The sequence below is a fragment of the Lysinibacillus sp. 38-6 genome (assembly GCF_046245175.1).
Taxonomy (GTDB): Bacteria; Bacillota; Bacilli; order Bacillales_A; family Planococcaceae; genus Lysinibacillus.
This window is the reverse complement of sequence record NZ_CP176417.1, coordinates 3,926,481-3,939,563: the sequence shown is the minus strand read 5'-3', so window position 1 is coordinate 3,939,563 and position 13,083 is coordinate 3,926,481. Positions and strand designations below refer to the sequence as shown.

The window sequence follows — 13,083 nt, the reverse complement described above, 5'->3', positions numbered from 1 at the left end:
TCGAGAAATAAGTAAATTTAGGCCCTATAGGAAGAACTTTAATTAGTTTGACTCTATGGGGTCTTTTTTCTATACAAGTAATTAAACCGTTAAAATACAAAAGGAAGATAAATTCAATTCGAATAGAAGGGAGAGGAAAAATGGTGAACAAAAAAGGCCAAGCCATCGCTCTAGGGAATCGTTTAAAAAAGCTCCGCCATAAGCATCGCTTAACGATTGCAGGCTTGGCTGATTTATTAGGCATTTCGCATAGTTATGTAGGCTTTATTGAAAAAGGCTCAAGAAATGCCTCTGAAAAAGTATTGAAAAAGTATGCGGAATTTTTTGAAGTGCCCTATGCAGAATTAGCTGAACTACAATTACAAATAGAAAACCCTAGCCAAATAGTAGAGCCTCCCCTATTAACAGATGAGATGATGGAATTAAATAGTTTATTGATGAAATTAAATGAGGATTTTCGTTCTTCAATTATTGAGGACTTTAAGGAGCAAATTCAACAGACACTTTACAATTTACTAACGCCATACGATATTGCGGATATAAAAAAATACATTTCGAAAATAAAAAATGATTGGTTCTCAGAAAGTGAAGAACCGCAGACAGATATAAAAAACTACATGGGCTATATTAACTTAGCCCATGAGCAATTATATTTTCAATTAGTTATAGAGCATAATGTATTGCATCTTCAGCTATTATATAGCGACAGAAAGCAACGCACAATTTTTGAAAGTTGGTTAGGTGATTGCTCCATTTTCTATCAGACAGAAGAAAACTTACAGCACATTAGTGAACCTCAGAAAATATTAAATATATTATGGCTAAGTCCCAATATGTCCTATCGGCAACAACATCAATATTTAATAACAAAAGAGTTACTTTCTTTTGAGTTAAACTACTGTGATACAAAACTAAAGTGGTTTGTTCATAATTACGATCAGCATAATGCACTACAAGTCATACAAGAAAACATTAGCTAAGGAGCTGTTATCTCTTTGATTTTCCATTCAGACTTTGACTTACCAAAGTACTCAAAAAAGTTTCTACAACATTTAAAAAGAAAGTATTATTCAGAAGAAACCATTATCGGCTATGACAATGATATAAAAAAATTCTCATCTTTTATTTACCAATTATATGATGGTCACATCCTAACAGAAGAAATATCGAAAGATGATATCTTAGAATATCTAGATTTTCTAGGTAACCAAGATTATAAACCTAACTCTATTAATCGGTATTTTTACGGTTTAAAAGCATTTTTCAAATATCTTGTTATCGAGTTGGACTTTAAAGTCGACCCAACAACCGGCATATCTACTCGAAATGTTTACATCCCTTTACCCGACATATTAGATATGGATGAAATGGCATTAGTCTTGGCTACAGCCAAAGAATACTCTGAGTTTTACTATGTATTAATCAGCTTGTTATATTATACAGGTTCCAGAATAACAGCTGCTCGAACGTTACTAAAGGAAAACGTAGATATAAAAAATAATAAAATATACTTCCCTCGGATTAAAGGCGGACGAGATCTTCATTTACCCTTGCATCCAAAATTGCATCAAATATTGAAGGCTTATTTACACAAAACAAAAGATAACGGCTCAGACTATTTATTTCCTTCTCCTGTAAGCAGAAATATGCCTATTAGCGGTGTCGAAATCCGTATCAAACTGAAAAAAATCGGTTCACAATGCAATATAACAAAACGGTTAACACCCCATGTTATCCGTCACTGTACCGCAACACATTTAACACTCCTTGGCGTAGACCAACATTATATCGCTACTTTATTAGGTCATACCGATTCCCGTTCCACTGCACGCTATCAACATTTGAAAGTAGATGACTTGAGAACAGCTATGAAAAAGTTGAAATGACAAAAGAACATCGAATATTTATTCAACTTTTAAAATAAATATAATGATTATAAGCATCAAAAACCCACCAGTAAAACTGGTGGGTTTCTCGGCGCGTGAAACGCTAGCTTACTACCTCATGTCTTTCGACATGGTATGAGGTCTGCCAACCGTATTTTTTTTGCTTCGGTTAATTTATTCACAATTAAAAGGGTCAATAATTTCATTCATCGACAGTTGATCATAGCGTATATCTTCTTGTAATTGTCTTTTGATATACCGATGAATCACATTTCGATTTCGAGCGACAGTATCCACTAAGTATCCTCGACACCAAAATTGGCGATTTCCAAATTGGTATTTTAAATTAACATGTCGGTCAAAAATCATAACGCTACTTTTTCCTTTTAAGTAACCCATGAAAGCTGAAACACTTAATTTCGGAGGAATCTTTACAAACATATAGATATGATCGGGACAAGCTGCGGCCTCAACAATTTCTACACCTTTTCTTTCACACAGCTGTCGCAGTATTCCTCCAATTTCCGCTTTAATTTGACGGTAAATTTCTTGTCTTCTATATTTCGGTACGAAGACAATATGATACTTACAATTCCATGTTGTATGTGCTAAACTCTTACTATTCATTTAAACTCCTTTCGTACAAAGTCGGTTGACTAGACCTGATTTTATTGTACGATTGGAGTTTTTTTGTTGTCCATTGATAAAGATCTACTGGATCAACTGCATATCAAGGGGACAAATTATACATCAAAAGCCTTGTAGAGAGAACTCTCTACAAGGCTTCATTTGATTATCAGTACCTATATAGCTGGCACTAATATTTTTATTTATTAATAGTTACTGTTGTTGAGTATACAAATACTTTGTTTTGAGTTAATGTAGCGCCTGTTGGTTTAACAGTTGCTGGTAATGTAATGCCCGTTAAGTTCGTAATTACTGAACTTGAAGTTAGTACATTAGTAGTATCAAACGTTAATACAGTTGGAGATTTTACTGTATGATTTGAAAGCGTTGCAGATGTTCCATCTACGTCAAAGGCTACACCAGTTACTGCTCCAGCTAATGTGATTGCTTCAGAGAATGTTAATGCTACTTTCGCACTAACTGCTCCACCATTACCATTTACACCATTATCTAATGTTAATACTTGACCAACTAAGTCAGCAGTAATTGCATCACCAGCTGTTAAAGTACCACCAGTAGTCAATACAGTTGTACCATCAGCTAAAGTTGCTGTTGCAAATGCTGTTGCTAAATCATCAAATTCTAATGTTGCTGCTGCATTAAATGAACGAGGAGCTACACCAGTAATCGGATCAGGTGTTCCAACAGTTGTTGGTAAGAAAATTTCAAGTGTTTTTGATGCAGTATCATAGTTGCTAGTGATTGTAGTAGTCGTTGCAGCTGCTGTTGTATTTAACTTAAATGCAACTTTAATACCATTATAAGATTCAGCTGTTGCTCCAGTTGGTGCCGTTACAGTAAATGTTTTTGCAGCTGCATCTTTATAAGAAGCTGTTGCTCCAACTGATGTAACGTTTTGAACTGCTGGCGTATATGCTGCTGCTACAGTAATAGTATAGTTATTTTCTGTTAATGCTGCATTTAAAGATGGTGTTGTAAATGTATTACCAGCTTGTAATGAAGACCAAATTGCATCTACAGCCATCGGTTTTGCAGTTAGTGATAATTTTTCATATGCAGAAACACCAGTTAATGCTGTAAGAACATTCGCACGTGATAATGAGTTGTTTACTTTATTTACTGCATCACTAACATTCGGTGAATCTTCAAAAATATTGAATTTAGCTTTTGAAGCGTTAGTAGCTTTGTTATAAGTTACTTTTGCTCCAGCAACTAATTTGCTTTCAAAGAAGTCTTCATCAACGCCTACAGTAGTTCCTTTGTAGTAAAGAGTTGCATCTTTATATGAAAGTTCTGCATCAACACCGTTAACCACTAAAGTTACTTTTTTGTTAACTGTATCAACAGTTTTTACAGTACCAGTTAATGTATCAGCTTCAGCAAGGTTGTTAAATGTTACTGCACCTGTTTGTGCAGATAAAATGTTGTTAGTAGTTGAAGCTGTAAAGTTCACAGTACCTTGGCTAGTTGAAGAAACAGTTAAACTTGCAACACCGTTAATCGCTTGTACTTTGTATGTTTTACGGTTATTTTCAGAGCTTACTAGTGTACCACCAGTTACATTGTAGTTTGCAAATGTATCAACAAATGTGAATGTTGAATCAAACGCAGCATTTGTGCTGTTGTAGTATTTGAAACCATTTTGGTCTACAGCAATGTACTCAATAACTGCTGAATCTGTACCCACGATTGAAGTTACCTCTTTACCAGTTGCTGCAGAAGTAATTTTAACTTTAGAAGCACCTACTACTACGTCACCGAAGTATACGATTTCACCAGTTGCTTTTGCATCTGAGCTATCGATAACTGCAGCATCTTTACCATTGTTGTAAACTGCGATTGGAGTTGCATAGTCATTTGCAGCACCACGAACTACAAATGTAGCTTCGCCTTTTTCATTAACAGTTACAGGAATTGCATCAAGGATGCGATTAGAATTAGTAGTATTTACTGTTACAGGTGTAGTTTCTTTACCGTCAACAACAGGTGTTAAAGTTACTGAGTGATCAGCACTGTTTGAATTTCCTGTAGATGCTTTATCGAAGTAGATGTACGCAGTAGTGCCTTTAGGAGCTACTTTACCATCTTTACCTTTTAAAGTTACAGTATATTCACGTCCACCAAAACCATTACCACCATTTACATTACGTGCAGCAGCCTTTTGTACACCTTTAGCAACTAAGCTAATTTCAGCTGTTTGGTTAACTTCAAATTTAACTGTTGAACCAACTGCTTGTAAGTCTGTACCATCATAAGTAAGATTAGGTTGTTTAAGAGCAAGTGCACCTGAACCATCTAATGCTACGCCAGCGTATACAACTGGAGTAACTGTAGCGTCAGCACCAGTTAACGTGAAGTTACCTTCACCCGATGAATTTAATTTAACTAATGCTACTTGATGACCACCTGTAGTTACTTCAAATGGTACACCATTGTAACCCACGCTAGTTAATGTGTCATCTGTATTTACACGGTAAACATTAGCATCAGTGAATTTTGCTCCGTTAGTTACTTTGTCAGGAGTAACACCAACATTCTCTTTAAATGTTACAGCTACATAACCATTTTTATTTTCTTTAGAAGTTACTTTATAAACTTTAGTGTTTGAGTTAGCAATAGTGCTACCTTCTGTTACATCTTTAACTGTTAAACGAGCTTCGTTACCCCAGTATACAGAAGCATAAGCACGTACATTAGCTTTACCAGTAGCATAAACTGTTACTGAATCTTTTGAATTACTTGGGTTGTATTGAGTGTAAGTATAAGAAGCAACACCATCAGAATTTGTTACAGCTTCAGCAACATAATCCTTAGCAAATTGACCGCCAGCAGCATCAGCATTTGAGTCGATGTTGAATGTTACTGGGATACCTTCAGCTGATTGACCCTCTTTAACTGTTACTTTAGCAGAAACAGTTACTTGTTGACCGTAAATGCCTTGGATTGATTCAGTTACAAATGAAACTTTTTCAGGTAATACCGCAGCAATCCCTTTGAATGTACCGATTTTGTCTTCGCCAAGAGATACAGTGTACTCTTTGTCAGCTGTTTGAGCAGCAGTCGTTAATACAACCACTTTTTTGTTAGATTGTTTAACAGCAGCATTTTTCACTTCAAGATCAGAGATTAAGAAGTGTAAAGCTTGTACGTTTTCAACTTCTTCGTCGAATGTTACTTCAACAGTTGTAGCGTTGATTGCTTTAATTCCTACAACACCAGCAACTGGAGCGTTGATTACGTTTTCGATTGTACGGTATAAGAATGAAGCGAATTGTCCGCGAGTTACGCTGTTACCTGGGTTGAAGTTAGATACGTTCGTGATACCAGCGTATTCTAAAGCAACGATCGCAGAGCGTTGTTCAGCAGAGTAAGCTTTTTCTAAGTCAGAAATTTCAGTTACGAAACCAGCTTTTTTGTAGTCAGCAACTAGGTCTACGCCAGCGATTTCTTTAATAGCACGTACTAAAACTACTGCCATTTGTTGACGTTGCATAGTTTGTGTAGCGTTTAAGTTGCCGTTTGAACCGTTAAATACGCCAGCATCTTTTGCAAGTGCTGCATATTTCACTAATTCAGCTTCAGCAGAAGTTGGTAGATCGTTGAAGCGTTGTTTTGTATTCCAGTCAGCTGGAATTTCTTGGCCTTCAGCTTCTAAATAACGACCTAATAATTTAACCACTTGACCGCGGTTAATTGTTTGGTTTGGTTTGAATGAGCCGTCAGCGTATCCGTTGATGATACCTGCATCAGCTAATGCATTGATTGCTACTTCGTGGTCGTTTCCTGCTACATCTGTGAAGCCTGCTGCAGATGCCACTGGTACGATCGCAGATGCTACTAATGTTGCCGTTGCAGCCGTAGCTACGAATTTTTTGTATTTCTTTGGTTGGTTAGCCATAGAAAAATTTCCTCCTCTAAGTTAAAAAAATTATGTTTCTACTACATAGTTATGTAGTAAATAAACAACTACACATAAAAGTATAGTTGCATCCCTAAAAGTTGTCAATCATATTTTGGGAAAATTACTAATTCACTTCCGGAAAATAGTGGACATCGAACTCTCTTTTACCATTGTTAACTATTACGCGACTTTTTTCAAGTGAAAATATGCAACTTTTACCACAAAATCTAATTAACTAGCAATTAATTGTTGATATTTTCTAGAATCCTATAAAATAATGGATAATTAAGTTAAATGAACATACGAAAAAAGCTCAAGCATTTAAATGCTTGAGCTTTTTTCGCTTGGGCTACCAACCGTTGTTTCCTTGCAGGGAATTCTATTATTTCATAGAGGAAATTCCTATACACCTACAGTCTAACACTTTCAATTGTAAACGACAATACCATTTTTTAAAAATTATTGACGTTTTTGCCTTGCCACTTCCAATAAGAAAAGTGGAAGTGCGATTTGGCGCTTGATACGCTTAGGTTCTTTCATTAATCGGTAAAACCATTCAAGACCAAACTTTTGGAAAATTTCTGGTGCACGCTTGACTGTACCTGCCAGCACATCGAATGAGCCGCCGACACCTTGATAAATTGTTGGGTGTAGTCGATCACGATTGGCGTTAATCCAATTTTCTTGTTTTGGACTGCCCATTGCGACAAATAGTAAATCCGGTTGGGCTTCGTTAATACGATCAATGACCTTCTGTTCGTCTTTTTCATAGCCGTCCTGTGTACCGACTATTTTAATAGAAGGAAATAGTGATTTTAGCTTTGCTTGTGCTGCATCCGCTACACCAGGCTTGCCCCCATAAAGGAAAATCGGCTTGCCTCGTTTTGCCGCTTCTTCACAAAGCTTCATCATCATATCGACGCCTGTAACACGTTCACGAATTTGCCCTTTTTGAATTTTCGAAGCAAGAATAACGCCAATACCATCTGGAATTTGAAATTCTGCTTCATTTAAAAGCTTCTTTAGTGCTGGGTCTTCTTTTGCTTTGATAATTTTTTCAGGGTTGATGGCCACAACGAGCGCTTTTTGTTTCTTTTCAATGCGCTCGAATGCCATATCCATTAATTCATCGTAGCCTTCCGTATTGACGTTAATGCCAAGTACTGTTTCTTTCATCGGTTTTTCGCATCCCCTAGTAAGTGGAACTGGAAGCCAGCTTCTAGCCATTTTTCACGGTTTAAGCAGTTTTTCGTATCGAAGACGATTTTGTTTTTCACTGTGATTTCTTTCGCATCGTATGCTTTGAATTCGTTGTGATCTGTTAATACAACGATGATATCTGCGTCTTTCGTTGCTTCTTCTAAGCTTTGCGTTTGTGTTGCATGTTTGTTTTCTTTAATGTGTGGATCGTAAGAAATAACTTCTAAGCCAAGGTTTTGTAGCTCATCGATCACGATTGTTGATGGGCTTTCACGCATATCATCAACATTGCCTTTGAAGGCTAGTCCAAGCACTGCTACTTTGCCACCTGCGATTTTGTTTTCATTTAAAATAGCTTGTGTTTTTTGTGCTGTGTAGCTTGGCATGCTGTCATTTGTATTACGTGACATATGAATAATTTGTGCTTGCTCGCCACCTAGCTCAACTAGGAACCATGGGTCAACTGCGATACAGTGTCCACCTACACCCGGACCTGGGAAGTGAACATTGACACGTGGGTGGTAGTTCGCAAATTTAATGGCTTCCCAAATGTTGACGTCTAGTTTTTCAGCCATTTTTGCTAGCTCATTGGCAAACGCAATGTTGACATCACGGTATGTGTTTTCCATTACTTTTACTAATTCCGCTGTTGTTGCATCTGTTAAGTGGATTGTACCGTTCACAAATATTTGGTAAAGCTCTTTTGTCATTTGCGAAGATTTTTCATCAATCCCACCAACGATACGATCGTTGTTCACTAGTTCTTCAAAAATACGACCAGGAATAACGCGCTCTGGTGAATGGGCTACAAATAAATCAACGCCGAACTCAAGGTTTGCTTTGATAAGCTCAGGTAGCATTACGTGTTCTACTGTTTTCGGTGGTACTGTCGATTCAAGAATTACTAAATTTCCTTTTTTTACATAAGGCACAATCGATGCCGTTGCTTGACGTACATATTCTAAATTCGCTGTATTGTCAGGATTGATTGGCGATGGCACAGCCACAATGAAAACATCCGCTTCTTGTGGTGTTGTTGACGCTGTTAAAAATCCTTCGTCCACTGCTTTATTTAGGCGTTCTTGTAAACCGTTCTCTTCAATATGAAGTTTTTTCTCTTGAATACTTTTTACTGCTGCTGGGTTTACGTCCACCCCATGTACTTTTATGCCGTGGTTGGCAAACATTACAGCCGTTGGTAATCCGATATAGCCAAGTCCAACGACACAAATTGATTTCGTCATTCTCTATTCTTCCTTCCGTTTCAAAAACGAGTAGTAAATTTTTTTATCAGGGTAATACATGCATTTTCGCATTTTTGTTCTGCATTATAGTATACATCTTTCAAGGGAAAGTGTGAATTAATTTGTTATTTTACAGTATTTTCAGTGAACGATACACAGATTGTCGGGTTTATCGTAGGGTTTTGGTGATGGTTTTGGGTTGGTTTTAATGGCGATTGTTTGGGTTTTAATGGCGTTTTCTATTCGTTTAATGGCGATTCAGTAACATTTAGTGGCGATTTTCTCGCGTTTTGTGGCGATTGCCCCCTATATAATGGCGTTTCAAATAAACCCGACAAATTGTACTTCGTAAGTTTGCCTGCATTGCTATTTGTTCGTAAAGTATTTTTCAATAATCTTTTTGTAACATGTTTGCATTCAATTTTCAAAAACGCCCGACATTCCCTGTTCGTGATCGTATCGCCAACGAGCATGTAATAATCTTTTAGAGCTTGTACATGTGCATCCATACATTGATGCTGGCATCTGCGGCAGAGCCACGTTCTTTTCATCTTTTCCATACCGAAGTGATGACAGTTTTCGCAATAGACGCCTTTTTGTAAAGCACTGACCTCAAGCTGATAATAGCGGCAAAGAGGAAATGGCTTTCTGTGTTGTAATTGTGACAAAATAATGTTTGTTATGTCGTTCGTAGCTATCCCCCTATTCTTCGCTATAACCTTATGCACAAACATCGGGAGTTCTCTGCCCATGAGTATCGGCAGCCCTCTACCTTCGCGATGAATTTCTACGTTGTTAAAAGGAAAGACAATAGCCCCGTAAATCGGTGTCACTATATTATGCTCGCTAAGAAAATGTTGCATTGCTTGGATATACTGCTCCAGCTGAATTTCAGGATGTGTAAAAGCTTGGACTTGTCCTGTATCGGAAGTTCGTATTAATTGACGTGGGTCTTCTTTAAAATGGACAGTTCCTCGGATGTTTTTAATTTCTAAAATGATGATGCCGCTTGCTGTCACTACTAAAATGTCGATTTGCATGGGGAATATCGTAGGGAGTATCACATTGTGGAAAATATAACAGTCACTTAGTTGTGGTAATTTTTCTAGCTCATGCAAAACATACTGTTCTGCAAAATCGCCCGCTTCTTTATTTTTGAGTTCCTGTTGTAGTGAAGGAAACTGCGGATGTGAAGGAAGCAATCGACGAACAAGTGCTTGCAATCCTAATGTCAGTTGTGATGGTGCAAATGCTTTAACAATCAATAACTTTTCACTCCTTTTCTTTTTACTATAACAGCTAAAAAGTCATGAAAAAATAGCTTGATTGAAAATAAAAATTTGACGTGGTTAACGCTTACTAAACTTGATATATCAACAGGTATAACCGAGATTTGCATGGGTCCATCAGCAATAACAAAAATCTCAAAAATTGTACTTTGATGATATGCTCCCTATTTTACAATGCAGTTTTGTCTATCTTTCTAACAGTAATTACTTGCTGATTTCCAATAAAACGTAATCCATCTTTGCTTGCTGTTATTCGCTCTACAAAAAAAGTTTTTGGTACATAATAGGATAATTCTTCATCATACACTATTCCCAAATGAATAGTTGCATTGTGGTATTGGTCATAAAACAGGAATTCACAATCAATATTTGTTGGATTACCTAAAACTTTCTCTTTATTAAACAATACAGCTTTTGGTGCTTCTGCTAATTTAGGTAGCTTATAAAAAAATACATATTTATCTTTATTTTTATTAAAGTTACCTTTGGTTGTTGATTTACGTAGGGAAGCCAAGGTAATTTTACTATTCTCAATGTTGTCCCATCCCATTTTGCCTTTATATTGCAAAATTTCGACGTCATTTTTAACATGTTTAACGGTTTTCTCAACGCCCAATAAATGGCAAAAGTTCTCAAGATCAAACCTTAAATCAATTGTATATTCTTTTTTATCTTCACCTGTTTGATCTGTAATTCTATATTGAAAACAATAACGATTCAGGTATTCTTTATAAAACTCCGCCAATAAAATCAACGAAAGGTCATTAATTTTTGGGTTATTTTCTAAATCGTACAGATCTTTAATTGATGAGATCATTGTTTATCCCCTAAATAGTTAATTTGATATATACAAAAGAAAGCCCTGATTATAATTAATCAGGGCTTTCTTCTTTAATATACTGCAACTTTAAATCACGTCTCATATTTTAGCTCTCCGACGGGGAGAATTCGAGAGTTGCAACCCGAATGACTTTTTTAAGAAGTCCCTTCTAGCCTATTCAAATATCTAGGAAATTATCCGTTAATTAAAATATATTACTATACAACTTTTTGGTCACGTCTCATGTTTTAGCTCTCCGACGGGGAGAATTCGAGAGTTGTAACTCGAATGACTTTTTTAAAACAGTCCCTTTACTACTTACGTACTAATTTTACTACTTTTTAATAATATGGGTCAATAAATATTGATATCTTAAAAGTTAGTTGTTGGTGACAATAAGGTTTGATACATTCACATTGAAATAAACAGTACTCGCCTAAAGCAATTCTCTCAGCTCAACCTTAATCCAACAAAAAAGGAATCTCCCTTAATATCGGGGATTCCTTCCGCTTTCTAGTAATTTTAAAATAGATTGGGCTTGTTGCATGTGCAGTGATAGTACGTATTGGCCTGCTTGCAGGAGTATTTGTGACTTCACCATGTCCATCATTTCTTTGGCAATGTCGGCATCGCGAATTCGCGACTCTGCGGCGGTTAAGTTTTCGGCTGTATTCACGGTTGCATTGTAAGCGTGCTCTAGTCGATTTTGATAGGCACCGAGACGGGAACGCTCTGATGATACGCGCTTTAGTGCTTCGTCCATTGTTGAGATGGCCTTGTTGGCATCGTCCCGTGTGGCAATTGAAGTGGTGTCGTCCAAACCAAGCGCCCCGGCTCCCATATCATTTATGAATAGCTCAATGCTTTGACCGGCATTAGCACCCGCTTGGATTTTAAGGCCATTTGTTGCATAATCACCGTTTAATAAAGTCTTTGTATTAAATTCGGTATCTTTTGAAAGACGTTGAATTTCTTTTTTCAGCTCTTGAAATTCCTTATCAAGTTGTTCACGGTCACTATCGGTTAGTGTATCGTTGGATGCTTGGACTGCTAACTCTCGCATTCTTTGAATAAGGGCATGCGTTTCATTCAATGCACCTTCTGCTGTTTGCACCATGGATATTCCATCCTGTATATTTTTCGCTGCCATATTCAAACCGCGAATTTGTGCGCGCATCTTTTCGGAAATTGCGAGTCCCGCCGGATCATCCGCAGCACTATTAATACGATAGCCGGAAGAAATGCGTAACATCGACTTGCTCATTGCATTATAATGCTTATTCATATTACTTAATATCGACATCCCAGTGGCAGACCACTTACCTAGCATCTCCCCACCCCCTTGCTACAAGTATTTTTATTTATATCGGTATGAGTCAAAGCCTTTCAAGTGAATTTGGAAACAAACCCAAATAATTGAAATTATAATGAAAGCACCCGCTTCTTCTTCTTGAAAAGTGGGTGCTCATTGGCTGTACCTAGTATTCAATTTTCGAAACCTCCGAATTGTGTGCTCTTTTGATGTAGTAGCTCATAGAAGAGCGCTTCATTGTAATCGGTTAATGCCTGGTCAATTAAGTAATCGATATTCTTTTTCTCAATTTCAGTTATAAGCTGATCAATTTCACCAACAGTTGCAGAAGAGACAAGGGGTAACTGTGGCTTTGGTGTAGCGCTTTCAAGAATAGGTGTTAAATGTTCATGGACATTCGTAATTAGTAACAGTTGATATAGTGGTAATCGAATAAAACGATTTCCTTTTTGGAACACAAATACCTCAGATAAATTTTCGATTTGTTGTGTGTGCAAGTTGATGATCATTTCTTTCCCTTCAATCGGAATGAAATGAAAAATCTCATCCTCTTTTAATATTGAGAAATATTGATAAGCAAATACGAGACGCAATTTATCGCCAGTAATTTTCGTGTAAAACGGCTTCATATATTGAACTTGCATCATCCTTCATCCCTCCTTATTATCTGATTATTCAGATTTTAACACATAATAACCTAGTTGTTAACTATCTTCTTTCTCAATTTTTTTCTTTCTAATCATTCAGCTTATCATGTCCGCATTTTAATCGTATAATGGAAAG

At 36.8% G+C, this 13,083-nt stretch carries 10 protein-coding genes; 2 read left to right on the top strand and 8 right to left on the bottom strand.

The window, feature by feature from the left end:
- Positions 1–140 precede the first annotated feature (140 nt).
- The gene (locus tag ACKVEV_RS19905) at positions 141–980 is read left to right on the top strand and encodes a helix-turn-helix domain-containing protein (protein ID WP_409367936.1); all 840 of its coding nucleotides are present in this window, start codon (positions 141–143) and stop codon (positions 978–980) included.
- A gap of 15 nt (positions 981–995) precedes the next feature.
- Positions 996–1,886: a tyrosine-type recombinase/integrase gene (locus tag ACKVEV_RS19900; RefSeq protein ID WP_409367934.1), complete on the top strand. Its 891-nt coding sequence runs from the start codon at positions 996–998 to the stop codon at positions 1,884–1,886.
- A 174-nt stretch (positions 1,887–2,060) separates the two neighbouring features.
- Here ACKVEV_RS19900 and tnpA read toward each other — a convergent pair whose 3' ends face one another.
- The 8 genes from tnpA to ACKVEV_RS19860 form a co-directional block, all read right to left on the bottom strand.
- The gene (gene tnpA, locus ACKVEV_RS19895; RefSeq protein ID WP_409367932.1) at positions 2,061–2,513 is read right to left on the bottom strand and encodes an IS200/IS605 family transposase; all 453 of its coding nucleotides are present in this window, start codon (positions 2,511–2,513) and stop codon (positions 2,061–2,063) included.
- A gap of 199 nt (positions 2,514–2,712) precedes the next feature.
- Positions 2,713–6,432, bottom strand: coding sequence for an S-layer homology domain-containing protein (locus ACKVEV_RS19890; RefSeq protein WP_409367931.1), 3,720 nt, complete (start codon positions 6,430–6,432; stop codon positions 2,713–2,715).
- 462 nt (positions 6,433–6,894) lie between these two features.
- Positions 6,895–7,611, bottom strand: coding sequence for a WecB/TagA/CpsF family glycosyltransferase (locus tag ACKVEV_RS19885; RefSeq protein WP_024362931.1), 717 nt, complete (start codon positions 7,609–7,611; stop codon positions 6,895–6,897).
- Positions 7,608–8,879 (bottom strand): nucleotide sugar dehydrogenase, encoded by a 1,272-nt coding sequence (locus ACKVEV_RS19880; protein WP_409367930.1) that lies wholly within the window; start codon positions 8,877–8,879, stop codon positions 7,608–7,610. The genes ACKVEV_RS19885 and ACKVEV_RS19880 overlap by 4 nt, the downstream gene beginning before the upstream one ends.
- Before the next feature lie 239 nt (positions 8,880–9,118).
- Positions 9,119–10,144, bottom strand: a complete 1,026-nt coding sequence (locus ACKVEV_RS19875) for a nuclease-related domain-containing protein (protein ID WP_409367929.1) — start codon at positions 10,142–10,144, stop codon at positions 9,119–9,121.
- 193 nt (positions 10,145–10,337) lie between these two features.
- Complete coding sequence (locus tag ACKVEV_RS19870) at positions 10,338–10,985, bottom strand: PBECR4 domain-containing protein (RefSeq protein ID WP_409367928.1); 648 nt, start codon at positions 10,983–10,985, stop codon at positions 10,338–10,340.
- Positions 10,986–11,475: 490 nt separating this feature from the next.
- Positions 11,476–12,318 (bottom strand): flagellin, encoded by an 843-nt coding sequence (locus ACKVEV_RS19865; RefSeq protein WP_409367926.1) that lies wholly within the window; start codon positions 12,316–12,318, stop codon positions 11,476–11,478.
- A gap of 155 nt (positions 12,319–12,473) precedes the next feature.
- Entirely contained in the window at positions 12,474–12,947 is a 474-nt protein-coding gene (locus ACKVEV_RS19860; RefSeq protein ID WP_409367925.1) for a transcriptional regulator, read from the bottom strand.
- Positions 12,948–13,083: the final 136 nt, after the last annotated feature.

What these genes read in the sequence shown, in the direction of transcription:
- tnpA (WP_409367932.1), bottom strand. Translation starts at nt 2,513, where the DNA reads ATGAATAGTAAGAGTTTAGCACATACAACATGGAATTGTAAGTATCAT.
- ACKVEV_RS19885 (WP_024362931.1), bottom strand. Translation starts at nt 7,611, where the DNA reads ATGAAAGAAACAGTACTTGGCATTAACGTCAATACGGAAGGCTACGAT.
- ACKVEV_RS19865 (WP_409367926.1), bottom strand. Translation starts at nt 12,318, where the DNA reads ATGCTAGGTAAGTGGTCTGCCACTGGGATGTCGATATTAAGTAATATG.
- ACKVEV_RS19890 (WP_409367931.1), bottom strand. Translation starts at nt 6,432, where the DNA reads ATGGCTAACCAACCAAAGAAATACAAAAAATTCGTAGCTACGGCTGCA.
- ACKVEV_RS19880 (WP_409367930.1), bottom strand. Translation starts at nt 8,879, where the DNA reads ATGACGAAATCAATTTGTGTCGTTGGACTTGGCTATATCGGATTACCA.
- ACKVEV_RS19905 (WP_409367936.1), top strand. Translation starts at nt 141, where the DNA reads ATGGTGAACAAAAAAGGCCAAGCCATCGCTCTAGGGAATCGTTTAAAA.
- ACKVEV_RS19860 (WP_409367925.1), bottom strand. Translation starts at nt 12,947, where the DNA reads ATGATGCAAGTTCAATATATGAAGCCGTTTTACACGAAAATTACTGGC.
- ACKVEV_RS19870 (WP_409367928.1), bottom strand. Translation starts at nt 10,985, where the DNA reads ATGATCTCATCAATTAAAGATCTGTACGATTTAGAAAATAACCCAAAA.